20 protein-coding genes are annotated in these 16,527 nt (G+C 58.7%); 4 read left to right on the top strand and 16 right to left on the bottom strand.

The features are described from left to right. The first annotated feature begins 204 nt into the window (after positions 1 to 204). Both QRN50_RS05335 and csrA read left to right on the top strand, forming a co-directional pair. On the top strand, positions 205 to 537 hold the full coding sequence (locus QRN50_RS05335; protein WP_003393231.1) for a YnfA family protein: 333 nt from the start codon (positions 205 to 207) through the stop codon (positions 535 to 537). A gap of 170 nt (positions 538 to 707) precedes the next feature. Then, the gene (gene csrA, locus QRN50_RS05330; RefSeq protein ID WP_003402536.1) at positions 708 to 902 is read left to right on the top strand and encodes a carbon storage regulator CsrA; all 195 of its coding nucleotides are present in this window, start codon (positions 708 to 710) and stop codon (positions 900 to 902) included. Between the two features lie 56 nt (positions 903 to 958). On the opposite strand, the gene QRN50_RS05325 is transcribed toward csrA, so the two are convergent. From QRN50_RS05325 to QRN50_RS05290, 8 genes are all read right to left on the bottom strand, one after another. Beyond that, entirely contained in the window at positions 959 to 1,186 is a 228-nt protein-coding gene (locus QRN50_RS05325; RefSeq protein ID WP_003314533.1) for a YheU family protein, read from the bottom strand. A 67-nt stretch (positions 1,187 to 1,253) separates the two neighbouring features. Continuing rightward, positions 1,254 to 2,450, bottom strand: coding sequence for an osmoprotectant NAGGN system M42 family peptidase (locus QRN50_RS05320; protein WP_003402538.1), 1,197 nt, complete (start codon positions 2,448 to 2,450; stop codon positions 1,254 to 1,256). Between the two features lie 79 nt (positions 2,451 to 2,529). Next, a complete protein-coding gene (gene ngg / locus QRN50_RS05315) occupies positions 2,530 to 4,278 on the bottom strand; it encodes an N-acetylglutaminylglutamine synthetase (protein ID WP_096127030.1) in 1,749 nt (582 codons plus the stop codon). 3 nt (positions 4,279 to 4,281) lie between these two features. Continuing rightward, a complete protein-coding gene (locus QRN50_RS05310) occupies positions 4,282 to 6,054 on the bottom strand; it encodes an N-acetylglutaminylglutamine amidotransferase (protein ID WP_096127031.1) in 1,773 nt (590 codons plus the stop codon). 36 nt (positions 6,055 to 6,090) lie between these two features. Further along, entirely contained in the window at positions 6,091 to 7,275 is a 1,185-nt protein-coding gene (locus QRN50_RS05305) for a tyrosine-type recombinase/integrase (protein ID WP_096127032.1), read from the bottom strand. A gap of 226 nt (positions 7,276 to 7,501) precedes the next feature. Continuing rightward, positions 7,502 to 7,978 (bottom strand): hypothetical protein, encoded by a 477-nt coding sequence (locus QRN50_RS05300; RefSeq protein WP_096127033.1) that lies wholly within the window; start codon positions 7,976 to 7,978, stop codon positions 7,502 to 7,504. A gap of 48 nt (positions 7,979 to 8,026) precedes the next feature. Then, entirely contained in the window at positions 8,027 to 8,356 is a 330-nt protein-coding gene (locus tag QRN50_RS05295) for a hypothetical protein (RefSeq protein ID WP_096127034.1), read from the bottom strand. 209 nt (positions 8,357 to 8,565) lie between these two features. Then, complete coding sequence (locus QRN50_RS05290; protein ID WP_096127035.1) at positions 8,566 to 10,623, bottom strand: DNA cytosine methyltransferase; 2,058 nt, start codon at positions 10,621 to 10,623, stop codon at positions 8,566 to 8,568. Positions 10,624 to 10,700: 77 nt separating this feature from the next. Here QRN50_RS05290 and QRN50_RS05285 point away from each other — a divergent pair, with 77 nt between their 5' ends. Then, positions 10,701 to 11,333: a hypothetical protein gene (locus QRN50_RS05285; protein WP_096126819.1), complete on the top strand. Its 633-nt coding sequence runs from the start codon at positions 10,701 to 10,703 to the stop codon at positions 11,331 to 11,333. A 102-nt stretch (positions 11,334 to 11,435) separates the two neighbouring features. After that, entirely contained in the window at positions 11,436 to 11,765 is a 330-nt protein-coding gene (locus tag QRN50_RS05280) for a hypothetical protein (RefSeq protein WP_096126820.1), read from the top strand. A gap of 43 nt (positions 11,766 to 11,808) precedes the next feature. Here QRN50_RS05280 and QRN50_RS05275 read toward each other — a convergent pair whose 3' ends face one another. The 8 genes from QRN50_RS05275 to QRN50_RS05240 all read right to left on the bottom strand — a co-directional run bounded on the left by QRN50_RS05275 (position 11,809) and on the right by QRN50_RS05240 (position 16,255). Then, a complete protein-coding gene (locus QRN50_RS05275) occupies positions 11,809 to 12,624 on the bottom strand; it encodes a YfdQ family protein (protein WP_096126821.1) in 816 nt (271 codons plus the stop codon). A 40-nt stretch (positions 12,625 to 12,664) separates the two neighbouring features. Continuing rightward, the gene (locus QRN50_RS05270) at positions 12,665 to 13,018 is read right to left on the bottom strand and encodes a YfdP family phage-associated protein (RefSeq protein ID WP_016567829.1); all 354 of its coding nucleotides are present in this window, start codon (positions 13,016 to 13,018) and stop codon (positions 12,665 to 12,667) included. 85 nt (positions 13,019 to 13,103) lie between these two features. Then, positions 13,104 to 13,691 (bottom strand): hypothetical protein, encoded by a 588-nt coding sequence (locus QRN50_RS05265; RefSeq protein ID WP_096126822.1) that lies wholly within the window; start codon positions 13,689 to 13,691, stop codon positions 13,104 to 13,106. Further along, positions 13,691 to 14,029 (bottom strand): hypothetical protein, encoded by a 339-nt coding sequence (locus QRN50_RS05260; protein ID WP_192873874.1) that lies wholly within the window; start codon positions 14,027 to 14,029, stop codon positions 13,691 to 13,693. The genes QRN50_RS05265 and QRN50_RS05260 overlap by 1 nt, the downstream gene beginning before the upstream one ends. Positions 14,030 to 14,296: 267 nt before the next feature. Continuing rightward, on the bottom strand, positions 14,297 to 14,488 hold the full coding sequence (locus QRN50_RS05255) for a hypothetical protein (protein ID WP_096126823.1): 192 nt from the start codon (positions 14,486 to 14,488) through the stop codon (positions 14,297 to 14,299). A gap of 57 nt (positions 14,489 to 14,545) precedes the next feature. Further along, the gene (locus tag QRN50_RS05250) at positions 14,546 to 14,737 is read right to left on the bottom strand and encodes a hypothetical protein (RefSeq protein WP_096126824.1); all 192 of its coding nucleotides are present in this window, start codon (positions 14,735 to 14,737) and stop codon (positions 14,546 to 14,548) included. Positions 14,738 to 14,802: 65 nt separating this feature from the next. After that, entirely contained in the window at positions 14,803 to 15,204 is a 402-nt protein-coding gene (locus QRN50_RS05245) for a response regulator transcription factor (protein WP_096126825.1), read from the bottom strand. A gap of 604 nt (positions 15,205 to 15,808) precedes the next feature. Beyond that, entirely contained in the window at positions 15,809 to 16,255 is a 447-nt protein-coding gene (locus QRN50_RS05240) for a type II toxin-antitoxin system PemK/MazF family toxin (RefSeq protein ID WP_275086841.1), read from the bottom strand. Between the last annotated feature and the right edge of the window lie 272 nt (positions 16,256 to 16,527).

Here is a 16,527-nt window from a genome sequence, read left to right as displayed (position 1 = left end):
CCGCGTCGTCATGCCGTTCCGGACGCTCCGCGTCCTCTTGCGACGCAGAGCGTCGCGAACTGCATTCCCACGCTGGAGCGTGCGGAACGATAACCTCAACTATCGTGCGACGCTCCGCGTCCTCTTGGGTGGTATCAAGGTCATGACCACACTGTTTTCTGATAGGGTTGCGCGCACCTTGCAGCCCTGACCTGAGAACCTTTCATGCTCAATTACCTGTGGTTTTTCCTCGCTGCTCTGTTCGAGATATTCGGTTGCTATGCCTTCTGGCTGTGGTTACGTCAGGGCAAGAGCGCGCTGTGGGTGATTCCTGCGCTTGTCAGCCTGACGGTGTTTGCACTGTTGCTGACACGTGTGGAGGCGGCTTATGCGGGCCGAGCCTATGCGGCGTATGGCGGGATCTACATTGTTGCGTCGATTGCCTGGCTGGGGCTGGTCGAGCGGGTCAGGCCGCTGGGCACGGACTGGCTGGGTCTGGCGTTCTGCGTCATCGGTGCGACCATCATTCTGCTGGGGCCGCGTTGGTCCGCCGCTTGATTAACCACTGCCGCGAACGATATTTCCCACGGATTTGGCTGGAAAGTAAGACGTTTCCTTCAGTCTTTTCCGGTGCTGTTGCAGGACGTTACTGATTTGCCATCAGCGCATTGAAGCGCCTTGTTTCGCCATGCACCCTGCCTCTTTTGCGCAACGCAAGGGTGGGAAAAATGCTGGTACTGACGCGGGAAATTGGCGAAACGTTTTCCATTGGTGATGACATCACCGTGCAGATTCTGGGCATCAACGGCAATCAGGTCAGGCTCGGGATCAATGCCCCGAAAGACGTCAAGGTTCACCGCGCCGAAGTCTACAAGCGAATCGCCAGGACGCTTGCGCAACAGGCAACAACGCCGCTTCGGTGAGCGGCGTGGTCAGCAGGCGACGTTGTGAGCAAATGACCTGACTCGGCCTTTGGAGGCTATTCGAAAAACTCCTTCGGCACGTCGTGCTTGAGCATCAGCTGACACTGCTGGCTCTCAAGGTCGAAAAAGATCACCGCCTGGCCCTTGGTCAACGCATGACGCACGCGCAGTACACGGGTTTGCAGCGGTGTTTCGTCGCCATTATCGGTGCCCTCACGGGTGACGAAATCCTCGATCAGGCGAGTGAGGGTGTCAGGTTCCAGTTGGTCGTAGGGGATCAGCATGGCGGTTCTCGTGTCGATGAGCGGCGATGATAGAACTGCGGCGCCACGCACCGCAATTCACAGGGCCTCAACTCTCTTCGCGATTCTGCCCGATCAGGCTGTCGACCGGTGGTACGCGGGTATCGGATTCCATCTGCGCATCGTGTTCGATCTGATGGCTGAAGCGCTCCAGCGAGCTCTGCGCCGGTTTGGCATCGCTGGCGAATACCGGTGGGCTGAGTATGTAGGCACCCAGCAACTTGCTCAGCGCCGCCAGACTGTCGATATGCGTGCGCTCGTAGCCATGCGTCGCGTCACAGCCGAAGGCCAGCAGGGCGGTGCGGATGTCATGCCCCGAAGTCACGGCCGAGTGCGCATCACTGTAGTAATAGCGGAACAGGTCACGACGCACCGGCAACTCGTTTTCCACACCCAGCCGCAGTAGATGGCGGGACAGGTGGTAGTCGTAAGGACCGCCCGAGTCCTGCATCGCCACGCTGACGGCGTGTTCGCTGGAATGCTGACCTGGCGCAACCGGCGCGATGTCGATGCCGACGAACTCGCTCACGTCCCAGGGCAGCACGCCAGCCGCGCCCGTACCGGTTTCTTCGGTGATGGTGAACAGTGGGTGACAGTCGATCAACGGCTCGGCACCGCTGTCGACAATGGATTTCAGAGCGGCGAGCAGTGCCGCGACACCAGCCTTGTCATCCAGGTGGCGGGCACTGATGTGTCCGCTCTCGGTGAATTCAGGCAGAGGGTCGAAGGCGACGAAGTCACCGATGCCGATACCCAGCGATTCGCAGTCGGCGCGGGTGGTGCAATAGGCATCCAGGCGCAGCTCGACGTGGTCCCAACTGATCGGCATTTCATCCACGGCGGTGTTGAACGCGTGACCGGAAGCCATCAGTGGCAAAACGCTGCCACGGATTACGCCGGTGTCGGTGAACACGCTGACCCGGCTGCCTTCGGCAAAGCGGCTCGACCAGCAGCCGACCGCAGCCAGTGACAGGCGGCCGTTTTCTTTGACTTCCCGAACGCTGGCACCGATGGTGTCCAGGTGCGCCGATACGGCGCGATCGGGGCTGTTCTGCTTGCCCTTCAGGGTGGCGCGGATCGTGCCGCGGCGGGTCAGTTCGAACGGGATGCCCAGCTCTTCGAGACGCTCGGCCACGTAACGCACAATAGTGTCGGTGAAGCCGGTAGGGCTTGGGATCGCGAGCATTTCCAACAGAACTTTCTGCAGGTATTTCAGATCCGGATCGGGGATATTTGCAGGGGTCATGGATGCTCCTTATGGAACAGTTGCAAGCCACGGGCTGCAAAGGCGGATGTGCCGTTTGCAGCCGTGCCCGCAGCTGCGATCAGATATGCACAGGGAGGCTGTGCGGAAACAACAGATCGACGAAACGTTCGGCGGTGGGTTGTGGTTCGTGATTGGCAAGGCCTACGCGTTCATTGGCTTCGATGAACACGTAGTCAGGCTGATCGGCGGCCGGCACCATCAGGTCCAGACCTACGACCGGGATGTCCAGCGCCCGCGCGGCACGCACCGCTGCGTCGTGGAGCACCGGGTGCAGAATAGCCGTGACATCTTCCAGGCAGCCGCCAGTATGCAGATTGGCAGCACGACGTACGGCCAGGCGCTGATCCATCGGCAGAATATCAGCGTAGTCAAAGCCGGCCTCGCGCACTGTGCGCTCGGTTTCCTGATCCATCGGAATACGGCTTTCGCCATCCGTTGCCGCGGCGCGGCGTCGGCTCTGCGCTTCGATCAACTGTTTGATGGTGTGGCGACCATCACCAATGATTTCAGCCGGGCGACGTATCGCCGCCGCCACGACCTGAAAGCCGATCACCACGATGCGCAGGTCCAGACCTTCGTGAAAGCTTTCCAGAATCACGCGAGTGTCGAACTGGCGGGCCTGTTCGATGGCGCTCTGCACGTCTTCAATGGTGCGCAGATCAACCGCGACGCCCTGACCTTGCTCACCGTCCAGCGGCTTGACCACGATTTGCCCGTGCTCTTCGAGAAACGCCAGATTATCGTCTGCGTTGCCCGCCCTTTGCTGTGCGGGCAGGCGCAGGCCGGCGGCCTTCAGGGCACGATGGGTCAGGCTCTTGTCCTGACACAGGGTCATGCTCACCGCGCTGGTCAGATCGCTCAACGACTCGCGGCAGCGGATGCGACGACCGCCATAGCTGAGGGTGAACAGCCCGGCATCGGCATCATCCACCTGCACGTCAATGCCGCGCCGATGGGCTTCCTCGACAATGATCCGCGCATACGGATTGAAGTCTGCCTGCGGGCCTGGGCCGAGAAACAATGACTCGTTGATGCCGTTCTTGCGCTTGATGGCGAAGGTCTGCAGGTTGCGAAAATTCAATTTGGCGTACAGCGCCTTGGCCTGATCGTTGTCATGCAGCACCGACAGGTCGAGGTAGCTCAGGCCGCGACTCATGAAATGCTCGATCAGGTGCCGGACCAGCACTTCGCCGACACCCGGCCGCGTGCATTGCGGGTCAACCGCCAGGCACCAGAGGCTGCTGCCTTTTTCCGGATCATTGAAGGCCTTCTGGTGGTTGAGGCCCATGACGCTGCCGATGATCGTCTTGCTGCCCTCGTCCTCGGCCACCCAATACACCGGGCCACCTTCGTGGCGCGGGGTCAGCAGCTCGGGGTCGATGGGCAACATGCCGCGCGCCAGATACAGGTTGTTGATGGCCTGCCAGTCGTTCTCATTATGCGCACGGCGGATACGGTAGCCGCGAAACACACGGTGCGCCGGGCGGTAATCGCTGAACCACAGACGCAGCGTGTCCGACGGGTCGAGAAACAACTGCTGCGGCGATTGCGCCAGCACCTGTTGCGGGGCTGCCACATACAGGGCGATATCGCGCTCGCCGGGTTTTTCGTTGAGCAGGTCCTGAGCCAGTGCGGCCGGATCAGGGTAGGTGTGACCGATCAGCAAGCGTCCCCAGCCACAATGCAGCGCCAGAGGGTCTGCATCTATCTGGCTGCCGTCTTCAGCGAGTCGCGCCTGCAGACGTTCATACGAGGGCGACTGGCCGCGCAACAGGCGCTGGCTATAAGTCGTCGCGTTCTGTTTCATCGATCACAGTCCCTGTTCGCTGAGCCACAGGTTCAGCGCTGCCAGTTGCCACAGCTTGGAGCCGCGCAATGGCGTGAGCTGGCCCTCGGGGTTGGTCAGCAACTTGTCGACCATGGCAGGGTTGAACAGGCCGCGGTCCTGACTGGAGTCGGTCAGCAGCTCGCGCACCCAGTCAAGCGTGTCGCCCTGCAAGTGTTTGAGGCCAGGCACCGGGAAGTAGCCTTTTTTGCGGTCGATCACTTCCGAAGGAATGACCATGCGTGCGGCTTCTTTCAGCACCTGTTTGCCACCGTCCGGCAGCTTGAATTTACCCGGGATGCGAGCCGACAGTTCGACCAGACGATAGTCCAGGAACGGCGTGCGCGCTTCCAGGCCCCAGGCCATGGTCATGTTGTCGACACGCTTGACCGGGTCATCGACCAGCATCACCGTGCTGTCCAGACGCAACGCCTTGTCGACAGCAGCGCTGGCGCCTGGCTGGGCAAAGTGATCGCGAACGAAATCACCGGCTGCGTCGTTGGCAGTGCGCCACTTCGGCTGCACGGTCTCGGCGTATTCCGCGTAGCTGCGGTCGACGAATGCATCACGGTAGGCGGCAACCGGATCGCTCGCGCCGTCGACTTGCGGGTACCAGTGGTAACCGGCGAACAGTTCGTCAGCGCCCTGGCCGCTCTGTACCACCTTGCAGTGCTTCGATACTTCACGCGACAGCAGGTAGAAGGCGATGCAGTCGTGGCTGACCATCGGTTCGCTCATGGCGCGGAACGCCGCAGGCAACTGCTCGATGATCTCGCGTTCCTGAATACGCAACTGGTGATGGCGCGTGTCGTAATGCTTGGCGATCAGGTCGGAATACTGAAATTCGTCACCGCGCTCGCCGCCGGCATCCTGAAAACCGATAGAAAAGGTCGACAGATCCTCGACGCCCACTTCGCGCAACAGACCGACCAGCATGCTCGAGTCGACGCCGCCGGACAGCAGCACACCGACGTCCACTGCAGCACGCTGGCGGATCGCTACCGCTTCACGCGTGCTGTCCAGTACGCGGTCGCGCCAGTCTTCGAGGGTGAGGTTTTTCTCGTCTTCGTGCGGGCCGTAGGGCAGGGTCCACCAGACTTTCTGTTCGACCTTGCCGCTGGCGTCGATACGCATCCAGCTGGCTGGCGGAAGTTTTTCGACGCCGGCCAGCAGGGTGCGCGGCGCAGGCACTACCGCATGGAAGTTGAGGTAGTGGTTGAGCGCCACCGGATCAAGCATCCCGCTGATGTCACCACCCTTGAGCAGGGCAGGCAGCGAGGACGCGAAGCGCAGGCGCTTGTCGGTTTTCGACAGGTACAACGGCTTGACGCCGAGGCGGTCACGGGCGATGAACAGCTGCTTGCTGTCACGTTCCCAGATGGCAAAGGCGAACATGCCATTGAGCTTGGGCAGCATGTCTGCGCCCCAGGCGTGATAGCCCTTGAGCAACACTTCGGTGTCACCGCCGGAATGGAACTGATAGCCAAGGCTTTCCAACTCGGCACGCAGTTCCGGGAAGTTGTAGATCGCACCGTTGAAGGCCAGGGACAGGCCCAGATTGCTGTCGATCATCGGCTGCGCCGAGCCGTCCGACAGGTCCATGATTTTCAGGCGACGATGACCAAGGGCAACCGGCCCCTGGCTATGAAACCCCCACGCATCCGGGCCGCGAGGCGCCAGCTCATGGGTAATGCGTTCAACAGCGGCTAAGTCCGCTGGTTGATGGTCGAAACGTAATTCACCTGCTAATCCGCACATTTGTCCTAAACCTTGTGTGTTTCGGCGTGTTTGGCGTTACTGGCTTTCGGTGCGTACCAATTTCGTACCACTTTCACTCATATTGAGCTTTTCAAGCTCTGCCCAGTCGCTCGGCGAGCTGATCCACTTCGCATAGGTCGACAACAATACCTGCACGCTGTGCCCAAGTTGCGCGGCAATGAATGCCGGATTCATGCCGGACATCAGGCACATGGTTGCGTAGGTGTGGCGCGTGTCGTACATCCTGCGCCTTCTAATTCCCACCTTCCGCATGGCGCTCAACCAGTAACGTTTTGGCCCCGTCTCGGAGCGGATAAAAAGCTCTGTTCGGTCCCCATTCCCTTCGGGTGCAAACACGTAATCAGAGCGCAGCTCCGTCAGCGGCCTAGCCTTATCGAGTGCATGTAAGGCCCGATCGTTCAATAAAACTTCCCTCACCACCTTCGTTTTGGTCCTTTCCTGAATCTTCCCGTAGATGCGAATCCGGCATACCCGTGCCGATCTTTTGCGGGTATCCACCTCGCTCCAGCGCAGAGCCATCGCCTCGCCCGGGCGCATCCCCGTGTAGAAAGAAAACTCGAAAAACGCCGCGTAGATGGCCTGTAAACCGCTTGTCGATTTGTAGAGCTGATCAATCAAGGCATCCGCCTCTTCGCGCGTCAGCGGGTCAATCTCGCGCTTCACACCTCGAGTCGCGGGTATCGACGCGGCCGGGTTGCGCACGATCAGTTCATCACTGACCGCCTGGGCAAAAATGCTGGTGACGATTCGCACTGCACCTTTCCTGCGGCTGGGGGACGGCCATTGAATGTCTGTGGCCAGCTTGCGCATTTTCATCGGCGTGATTTCATCAAGGCGTAGGCTGGCCAGGTACGGAATCCAGTAGGTTTGCAGTGCGGATCGATAGTTCTTTCGGGTGCTGTCCACGATCTGCAGGCTGTCCAGCCAGTCCTGCGCGTAGTCGAAGAAGATCGGGATCTTGTGTGTGCTGGCGCTGCGGGAGTTCGGGAACAGCTCGGCGTACTTTTCTGGGGTCAGTGCGCCAAGCTTCTCCAGTTGCTTTACCTGAGAACGTAGACCTGCTGCTGCGGCGATGCCTTTCGGCGTCTGGGGGTAGGGGAGCGTCTCACAGCAGCGGCGCTTGCCCCTTGAGAACCGGATTCTGATGGATTGCCCAACAAGCTCGACACCGGTCGGGAGTTCCAGAGGTTCTCTAGCCATTCGTCATATCTCCATTTGCTGTACATGATTCGCCCGTCGATCTTCATCCAGACGCCGGCAGGGATTATGTTGCGCTCGCGCTTTCGTTGAAGCGCTTTCGCGGTGGTGCCGATCAGTTCGGCCATGCGTTTTTCGGTGACTTTGTCGTGCGCCGGTTCTTCCGGCAACTTGGCGGCGGTGGCCATAGGCTTATGCTCCGGGCCGCGCTGGGCGGCGGAAGGTGGGATTAGCGTGTTTGCTTCGCGAGCAAGTCGGCGGCAAGCACCAAAGCGTTTCCAGCCCTTGCTGCTGAAACCTCTCCGCTGGTGAGTGCCTTTCTCAGGCAATCGGTTACCAGTTCGAGCGCTGATACCAGCTCTTCGGTGTTCGCGGATGTCTCGCGGCCCAAGTCCCAGAATCTCTGCGCCCAATGACCTTCCGGCGGTGGGCAGCGGTCCTTAGCGCCAAATGCCATGCTTCCGACAATTGAGTCGCACAGATCGCGCTTGTAAGCGTTGTCACCGTCCAAGCCGAGGCCTCGACGCCGAAGAGTGCTGACGACCTCATCGTCTTCAAGGTTGTTGTCCTTGAGAACGATGTCTTCCTCAGTCTTGCCGGGTGTGTAGATGACCAGCGCTATCTTCGCGCCTGGTAGGCAGTGCTCGCTGATGCGCACCAGTGCGTCATTTGCGATTTCGTGAAAGCGTTGAAGAATTGCGGACATGAGATATCTCCACCCGCCGATCGCCGGCAGGCTCTGTACGGAAGGGGGTTAGGCTTTGCTCAGGGCGGTATTCAGTTCTCTGCTTGCCCATTGAACATACGGGCCATCCTCGGTATCAAAAATTCCGAGCAGAAACCAGTCGTAGGCCGGTGGCTTCTCCGGTTCCCAGCCCAGGCAATTGGCTGCGCCTTCCTCCCAGTAAGGGTGCGATTCGAGGTCGGAGTCCATGTGCCAGCCGACCACCTTCAGCTGCTGACCATCAAGCCAGGCTTTGTAGGCGGCATGGTCTTCATCGAAATCCGGGATTCCTGGGTGATACCAGTAGCCGTCCTCGTCGCGAGTGACTTCGACGGGGCCTATCAACTTTTCTTCAGACATGACTTCGTCCTTGCCGCACACGCGGCTGACATTGAATTGATTGAGAGTGGGTGGTTACTGCGGGGTGTTCGGGCGCACCGGGCAAAAGTGAGGCCCTGTCAAACCCTTGGAGAAGCGCTTTATGAGTTCAAGTATCGGCCTTTCGGCGGTGATACTCGATTGTTTCGGCACTGCCTGGGCCGCTGCACGCCAGCAGGTTGGCCTGTTGATCATGCTGCCACCTGATGTTGAGCTGATATGCGCCACGGGTCGTTCGCTCGAGCGAGGGCTGCCATAGGCGGCGGGCTCACACTGTTACCGCACATGTGAACCTGCTGGGTCTTGGTGAATGGCTTACCGTCGGCACCGTGGGTGATGACGTAGTCCGCTGGGAAGCCCTGGGCCTTGTACAGCTCGGACGGCTTGAGCATTCGCAGGCAGATGTCGACGATCACGTAGGGCGTACCCTTGACCATGACGGTGACCAGCGCCAAGCGATCCTTGGTGGTGATGGTTGGGGTTGGTTCGCCTGCACCGCTGACGTTCTCGGTCCCGTAATAACTGATCAGGAACGCGGCGACCCGCAGTGCGCCTTCCTCATGCTCAGGGGAGAGCTTGAGCGATACGACAGAGCTTTTACCGCCGCCACCGGCCGTAACGGTAGGCGCAGGCTCATCCAGGGGCTGGCCGACACTGCAACCGAACTCCCGCTTCATGAACGCCGTGACCAAGCCGTGGTGCTGGCCGCCTGCGCTGATGGTGTGCAGCGGATCGTTCACGTCCCGCGCATCACAGTTGCCGCGAAGGTGCACCAAGCTTGCTGCCACCAGTTGCTGCTGGCTTCCGGTGTTGGTGACCGTCGTCATGGGTTCGTCGACACCCTTGGCGTGGGTTGTGTTGAAGCCGCCGTTCATTTGAGCCATGAACACCGTGGACACACCCATTGCGTGAGCTGCACCAGCGGGCCGTTGGTAGTTCCCTCCACTGGTAATGGTTGGCAGGGGCTCATCCAGCGCTTTGCCTGCATCGTTGAATCGAAACTTCACCAGGTGCGCAGCTGCAAGTGCGTGCTTAACGCCGCCAGCGACAACTGTGCCCAGCGGCTGATCGATACCCGGCACGCGGGGCTGCTGGCCTTCGCGCTCCCCGTAGCCAGACTGGATCAGGGTAGGGCTGATCAGCGTCAGTTCGCCACGGTTGGCGCAAGTGATTGTCGGCAATGGCTCAAGTGGATCGTTGATGCGATCGCTGCCTTGGTGGGTCGCTGGCGCGATGACTGGACTGACGACCGAGAAAGCGCCGCCTTTGGGATATGAAGTCACCGTGCGCAGCGGCTCGTTGGCCGATTGCACCGTCTCGCCCGACCAGTTCGCGATCGGGACGATGAAGGGGGCCGGGTTGTCGATGACGAACTTCTTCATGCCCTTGGCGACCCGGCGTAGGGTGGCCGGCGCCAGGTCTTTCTTGCGTCCGAATATGCTTTTGCCCAGGTCGGTGAAGTCGATGCACTCGGCGGCTGTCCTCCAAGCCTTCTGGCCTTTGGCGGGGCGCTTGGCGTGGGTCGGCTCTGGCCACACGATCGGCTGTCCGTCGCAGCGGGCAATCATGAACAGGCGTTCCCGGCTGGTGGGCGCACCGAAATCGCACGCTCGGATCACGCGCCACTCGACCACATAGCCCAGGCGCTCCAACTCGGCCACGAACACCGCCCACGTCTGGCCGCGCCGCGCAGGGTCTGGCACCAGAAACTGCTGATCGACCGGCACAACCTCACCAGGTGCGGCAATGCCGCCGCCCAGCTTCACGACCTTACCGGTCGACTTGCAACGCTTGGCCACCAGCGGCCCCCATTGCAGGATCTGCTTTACGTTCTCCAGGCTGATGACGCGAGGTTTCTTCTTGCCTGCCCACTTCAAGCCGATCCACGAAAGGTTGCGGATTTCCCGTTTACGCGGCTGGCCGCCGGCAGCCTGGCTGTGGTGGGTGCAATCCGGGCTCATGTGGAACCAGCCCACGGCCTTGCCACCGCATTCGGTATCCGGATCGCCGTCGAATACATCGGTCGTGAAGTGCTTCGCGCCCGGGTGATTCACGGTGTGCATGCTGATCGCTGCCGGGCTGTGATTCTTGGCCACGCTGACGGTGCGCCCAAGGCCCATTTCCAGCCCGGTACCGGCGCCGCCGCCACCGCAGAAGAAGTCCACAACGATCTCATCGTCTTGCGGATTGAAGCCAAGGCCGTACTGGGTTTTGAAATCGAAGGGGTGTTTCTTCTGGTGAGCGGACATAGTTCATCCTCGCCGGGGTGGCGTGAGTCATTGAAGTGGGGTATTGGTGTGCGATTACTCAGAACGGAAGCTTGCACGTGACAGCCAAGGAAATACTTAATCGCTTCTCAAAAATTGTCCTAAAAACGCTTTGGATATGCACAGTGATCTGCAGTGTTTTTTTTCTAGCTTTTATCGGGCTGGTCCTGGCTTTGAAAGGAGCCACATCAGAAACGGCGGCCTGGGTCCAGGCAGTTGGTTCCATAGCAGCCGTATGGGGTGCATTCATGGTGGTTAATATCCAGCACCAGAGAGCTGTCTCTGATCGTGTGGCGGCTGAACTTCAATCGAAACTTAAGAAAAAGCTACTGGTAGCGCGGCTAGCCCAAGATACTTTTATTCACTTAGGTTTTCTGCAGCATGCGCTGGAACAGTCTTTCGCGGACTATGGAACTCCCTCGCTTTCTAAATATGTGATTGAAGGTAACGATTCAAGGTGGAAGCTTTTATCCGAGACATTAAGGTCGGTAGTTGTAGATGATCTGGAGGGCATCCAGCTAATGTTTCTGATGGATCTTAAGATAGGTTGCGACTTCGCGATAAAACTTTGCTCCAGTCTGGAGCAGTGGAATCCGACAGGGGATGCGGAAAAGCTTCAGGTCATCCAAGTTGCTTACCATCTCGAGCGAGCTGAAACAGCATACAAATTGATGAACCCCTTGAATCGCTAGTTAGCTATTTGGCTCCCCACCGATTCGTGTCCGGTGGTGGCAAATTGGTTGGGGGTGAGCTATAGATGATGACCGGCATGGAGCCGGATCAAGGGGCGATACATGACCGTTGTTAAGTTTGATCAGATCAAAAGCGTTAACCTAAATAATGTTCGTCAGATTCTCGTGATCGACGAAGCCAATAAATTTCATGGGCCGCTAGAGATATGGGCTGTTCGTACCTTGGGGGCGTTGGTTAGTTCTGACTCTTCGGGTATTACTGAGCGCCGAGAACAACTGCTGGTTGAAGTCGATGGAGAGGTGACGCCGGAGAAGCTCGCGGCAATAATGAAAATCTTAAAGGCGCGCGAGACTCCACCGGCTGATAATGGATTTATCTCAATTCATCAATGGGAGAAATGGGGTTTTCGAGCGGATATTTACCCCGGATAAGCTGGTATTTTGTTCGATACCCCTACGTGGTGCGGCTAAGCGATCAATTAGGACTGAACGTGCCTAATGCCAGCTTGGCTGCTTCGCCGACATTAGCATCTAGAACCGATTTGAACTCTTGCGCGATCTCTTCGCGTTGCACGTCCTCGCCCACCCAGCGCAGCTTCAGCACCGGTTGTGCTCCGCTGGTGATGACCGAGATTCGCAGGATGATTTCGCGCATCTGCAGGCCTTCAAACGGCACTGCCGAGAAGATCAGCGAAGTGGGCAGGGTTTCCTTGCTGGTCGCCTCGATTGCATCCATTGCGCTGCGGCTGGCGCGGGTCTCGCTGACGGTGTGATCGCTTTCCGACGATGCCTTGACCGTGATCGTGCGCACTGCTGCGATGGCTTTGGCCAGTGGGATGTTCTGCAGCTCATCACCGACAGCCGACAGCGTGCTGTGCCAGTCCTCAATCCAGTCGCTCATATCTTTCTGCGACATGGCCTTGCCGCTGATGGCCTGCACGGCCTGGTAGGCGGCGGTGGGCTTGAGCTTCAGCACGGCGCGGTCATCCGCGTGACCTGGCACTTCGTCGGTGCCCAGGTTGAACAGTACCGAACAGGTCATTTCGTCCTGATTGATGAAGCCTTTTGCGTCGGCGACTGCGCGGTCGGAAACATATTTGGCGAAGTCCGCCAGGGAGTTGGTGGAGAAAGTGCCACGGAAGCGGCTGCGGCCTGCGCCGAATTGCTCAAGGTTGAAGATCTTCGCGCCTTCCGGCAGCACGACGGCAGGCATGACCGTGCCCAGCTCTCTGGCATTGGCGATCATTGCGTCATCAATGATCAGTTGAATCGCTTCTTTCGTGAGGGACATTTGTCAGCTCTCTTTGGGGAGGAAGGGTTGTTGCGATTGATCAGGTGCGAGGCTTGACCGGTGCTTGGTCGCGTTCGAACAGCTGGCCAGGGTGCGGAGCTTCAGCGAACAGCGTTACTTGGCCGCCGGTGCCGACGTTCATCGGTGTATCAAGTGCGGTGTTCTCGCTCCGGGTCCCGCGCTTGGTCGGCACCTTGTAGTCGAGCTTGTGTTTGATCTTCACCATGTGGGAATCGCCGATCTGGCTCATGTCCAGGGTGATGACCAGCTTCCCGGCCTTGCCATGCTCGACAACGCCCGAGGCGACTTCGGAAATTGCGTAACCGATCTGGCTGGCGAAGGCTCCGCCATTCAGCTCGTTCAGAAACTCGGTTGTATCGGTAGGTGTGGACATGGTTTTCTCCGGGGCTTGATTCCACTGGGTGGGATGTTGAGTTGAAGAGGGCGGCGGCGATGGTTGGCGCGGGACTGCATGCGCTTCATTTCGGGCTTGGCCCTTGCAGCGGGTAGTCGATGTTGAATTCACGAATCAGCCGATTGATCATCGTGTTGCTCATTCCGAGTTCAGCGACGGCGGCCTTCTGCGATATGCCGCGATCGCGTGCGGCTTTGATCCGGACCACGTTCAATGCGTCAGCCACCGGATCGTGTTGATAAGGAATGAGGTTCGAAGCCGGGCTGAACGCCTTGAATTCGAAGCCATGCACGCGAGCCATCTTCCGAAGTCTGTAGATGCTCAGGCTGGTTTCGCGCATGACATCGGTGATCGTCATCGTCTCGGCAAGCTTGCGGACGACTTCCACCTGCTCGGCGCGGGCGTGGCACCTGTCTTGAATAGCGTCTTTCGGCGCCGCTGCGCGGAGAGCTTCCTTGGTTCGGTGCTTAGGTGCAGGCGGGCGAACAGGTGCAGGAGTCATCCGCCCGTACTGCTTTGGTTTGGGCTTCGACGGAAAGCCTTTTTTTGTTTCGATCACGCCGCCGCGCTTGAGGAACGCAGCCACCTCAGCCTCGAGGATGGCGGACCGCTCTTTGTTGCGCTGAATCGTGCTCAGCTCTGGACTGATCATCAGCTGGCACCGTAAAGCGCGAACAGCGCCAGGCCGGTAGCGATGGCAGCAGTCCAGCGCAGCATGTGAGGGGCGAACGACAGCTGACGTACAGGCTGGGCTTCCAGTTGCTCAGCGATTTTGCATGCCGCGCTGTGGCCGCGATGCACGCCACGCACATTGCCGGTCGAGCGCTCGACGATGCCGAACTCGTTATTGCCGTTCGGCACGACCGTGAAACGCGGCAGAGCTGCCGGGTTCTTGCGGCCGACCTTGTCGTAAAACTCGGCAGTGGAAAGGTTGCAGCGCTGGCGCAGGCCTTCGAGGATTGCACGACGCTGGCTGATTGTCTGATGCATATGAGGCTCCTTGACCGCATTGGCCAGATGCCAGCCGCGGGTGACCAAACCCAGCCGTGAGACTGGCCTGGCACCTGCCGATGCGGTCGTTTGATTTAGGGGAGGGGTACTGCAGGCTTGAAGCTGCATTGGAATGTCGGGCCGCACCATTTTTTGCAATCGACGTCCGGGCTTCGCCACAATCTGATTGCTCTGGATACGCTTTTTTCATGTCCCGCCGACATTCCGATGCAGCCTGGCGCTATGACAGGGATCGGGCAGTTTTCGTCAGGCTGACGCTGGCGCTGGTTGTTCACCGCTTGCCTGCATATACAAGTTGACCAGTGCGGTCAGCAGTTCATCGTGGTCAAGGTTTTCAACGGGCAATCCCACATCCTGAAAGGTTGCGATCGCTCGGCCCAATGCATCGCTGACGATTTCCTGATCTTCTGGTTCAAGGTCCACGAATTCTGTTGTCATTGTGTTTCTCTCCGTTGATTTCCAATGCCGCCTCATAGAAGCGGCATCAGTAAATCGTTAGGTGACCACCTTCACCGGCGTGAAGCGCGACGGGCTCCAGTCACATGCCTCGTCCTCCGGTATGTGGCCGAACATCATCGTGCAGCGTCGGCAGTGCACGCAGTCGCCGCAGGTCATACCTTCCGGTAGGTTCATCTTGTCCGCGTTGTCGGCTGAGCGCGGGTAGGGCGCTCTCTGTTCCGTGGTCATCTTTTGTTCCCTCGGTTGATTTCCCGTCTGGCCCTGTCGCCAAGGCCAGCCAGTGAAATCGTTGTTCAGCAGATCGCCGCTACTGGCCGTATCTTGTCCGAGCCCTTACGGCTGATCTTCTGTTCGTACCCGCCGCGGCGTGACTCGGGGGCTCTGCGCTCGCGCTTCATCGATTCATCGCCCAGCACCGCGTGCAGAACGATCACCGACATGAACAACAGGCAGAGCGGGGAAATGATCTGTCGGCGCATGGCCTCGGCGATCATCGCTGTCTGGCGATTCACGCCGAGCTTGAACATGGCGACCGACAGCCGCTTGACGACCGTGCCCGGCGCGATGCCGAACGTGCGGGCGATTTCCTTGGCGGTGCAGCCCTGAGCGGCTGATAACAAATACTGCAACTCTCGCGGCGCAAGACCACGGCCGAGGTGGCCTCTCCATGCCCCACATACGATGGTGGTGTCCATTACGTTTTACTCGGTGGTTGTCATCCCAAAGCACCCGGCAAGCCAGGTGCTTTGGTGATGATGTGCACCGCGACCCGCTACTGGCGTCGGTCGCGGTTTGCTGCGTTAGCGATGTTGGTTAGTTGCCCGCTGTTGATTGCAGGGCTGACCGGTCGTTTTCATAGGTTGGCGGTGAGCTTCCTCCCCAGGGCGTCAATCAACATATGTATCTGTTCGCCGTGGATCACAGGTCCCTACAACATGCACGCTGCAGCTCGTTTGCCCGGTTAGGTGGGCAGGGTGCATGAGGTCCAGCACCCCTCATAGCCGAGGCTCGGGGCGCTAATTCAGTTATTGCTTTGGTGATGCGGTACAGCGGGTGATTCCGTTCTCTGTAAAGAGCTTCGTCCAGTCGGTCCCGTTATCCGGGGCTGGGAGATCACTTCGCTGATCCCGTGCTATCTGGCGGCTTCACCAGTCTTGTGTCGCTGCAATTGATCGCTGCGATGTATTAACTATCACGCAATGTGTTTATTTGGTCAACACGAAATGTGATTTATTTTCGCGCACGCACAAAAAAACCCGCTCAGTGGCGGGTTTAGGTGAACAGATTCTTGGTTCTAGCTTACAGAGGCAGGTAAGCCCGTACGCAGTCTAAGACGCAGCGAAGGTCGTCGTCAGTCAGTCGAGGCACGAAGTACTCGCGACCTTTACGGGTTTTCTTGTGCAATTTGTCAAGGCGCTCAAAGCTCACGGTATAAATCATGTCGCACTTGACCCAGAGTTGGATATAGCCGTCTGACTCGAGGGGATTCTTGCGGAGTAAGTGATGCCAATTCTCTTCGTGCTCAGGTGCCGTCGAGGAAATCGGTACAACGGTGCAGAGCCTTCGCCTATTGGTAGCGTTGGGGGAAATGACTATCACCTTGCGGACCTTCAGCATCTCAGGAGCCACGAAACCCCTGGTGAAGTCACACAGCAATACGTCGCCCTGCTTTGGATGATAATTATTTAGAGACAATCCTTTTCCCCAGACAAAGCAAAGCCGCCCGAAGGCGGCTTCATTCGACACGCAGCTGAGCTTGCATCGCCCTCTCTGCGCCGCTGGATCAACCAAAAGAGGGATCCAGACTCCTGCCAGCTTTCGCCGGTGACAGAGCGATTATGCGATTTCGAATAATGATTATCAAGGGGGGCGCCCGGGCGAAAGCCCTAAGTGGGCGAGTCCAATGATCAAATATGCATATAAATCAATGCATAGTGAAATCCGCGCCACGAAATAATTATTTTGTATACGTGGCGCGGGGGCATGGAGAGCCGGGAATTGTCCAAGCTGCGGTCAAT

Origin of the sequence: Pseudomonas sp. MEJ108 (assembly GCF_030208985.1) — a bacterium.
GTDB classification, from domain to species: domain Bacteria; phylum Pseudomonadota; class Gammaproteobacteria; order Pseudomonadales; family Pseudomonadaceae; genus Aquipseudomonas; species Aquipseudomonas fragariae.
Note: the sequence above shows the minus strand (reverse complement) of the source record. Positions and strands in the feature narration are given on the sequence as shown.

Bases quoted from the DNA above. Each gene is read 5' to 3' on its own strand.
- QRN50_RS05255 (WP_096126823.1), bottom strand. From the start codon at position 14,488: ATGACAACAGAATTCGTGGACCTTGAACCAGAAGATCAGGAAATCGTC.
- QRN50_RS05245 (WP_096126825.1), bottom strand. From the start codon at position 15,204: ATGGACACCACCATCGTATGTGGGGCATGGAGAGGCCACCTCGGCCGT.
- QRN50_RS05290 (WP_096127035.1), bottom strand. From the start codon at position 10,623: ATGTCCGCTCACCAGAAGAAACACCCCTTCGATTTCAAAACCCAGTAC.
- QRN50_RS05335 (WP_003393231.1), top strand. From the start codon at position 205: ATGCTCAATTACCTGTGGTTTTTCCTCGCTGCTCTGTTCGAGATATTC.
- ngg (WP_096127030.1), bottom strand. From the start codon at position 4,278: ATGAAACAGAACGCGACGACTTATAGCCAGCGCCTGTTGCGCGGCCAG.
- QRN50_RS05280 (WP_096126820.1), top strand. From the start codon at position 11,436: ATGACCGTTGTTAAGTTTGATCAGATCAAAAGCGTTAACCTAAATAAT.
- QRN50_RS05300 (WP_096127033.1), bottom strand. From the start codon at position 7,978: ATGTCCGCAATTCTTCAACGCTTTCACGAAATCGCAAATGACGCACTG.
- QRN50_RS05310 (WP_096127031.1), bottom strand. From the start codon at position 6,054: ATGTGCGGATTAGCAGGTGAATTACGTTTCGACCATCAACCAGCGGAC.
- QRN50_RS05275 (WP_096126821.1), bottom strand. From the start codon at position 12,624: ATGTCCCTCACGAAAGAAGCGATTCAACTGATCATTGATGACGCAATG.
- QRN50_RS05265 (WP_096126822.1), bottom strand. From the start codon at position 13,691: ATGATCAGTCCAGAGCTGAGCACGATTCAGCGCAACAAAGAGCGGTCC.
- QRN50_RS05320 (WP_003402538.1), bottom strand. From the start codon at position 2,450: ATGACCCCTGCAAATATCCCCGATCCGGATCTGAAATACCTGCAGAAA.
- QRN50_RS05295 (WP_096127034.1), bottom strand. From the start codon at position 8,356: ATGTCTGAAGAAAAGTTGATAGGCCCCGTCGAAGTCACTCGCGACGAG.
- QRN50_RS05305 (WP_096127032.1), bottom strand. From the start codon at position 7,275: ATGGCTAGAGAACCTCTGGAACTCCCGACCGGTGTCGAGCTTGTTGGG.
- QRN50_RS05250 (WP_096126824.1), bottom strand. From the start codon at position 14,737: ATGACCACGGAACAGAGAGCGCCCTACCCGCGCTCAGCCGACAACGCG.
- csrA (WP_003402536.1), top strand. From the start codon at position 708: ATGCTGGTACTGACGCGGGAAATTGGCGAAACGTTTTCCATTGGTGAT.
- QRN50_RS05260 (WP_192873874.1), bottom strand. From the start codon at position 14,029: ATGCATCAGACAATCAGCCAGCGTCGTGCAATCCTCGAAGGCCTGCGC.
- QRN50_RS05270 (WP_016567829.1), bottom strand. From the start codon at position 13,018: ATGTCCACACCTACCGATACAACCGAGTTTCTGAACGAGCTGAATGGC.
- QRN50_RS05325 (WP_003314533.1), bottom strand. From the start codon at position 1,186: ATGCTGATCCCCTACGACCAACTGGAACCTGACACCCTCACTCGCCTG.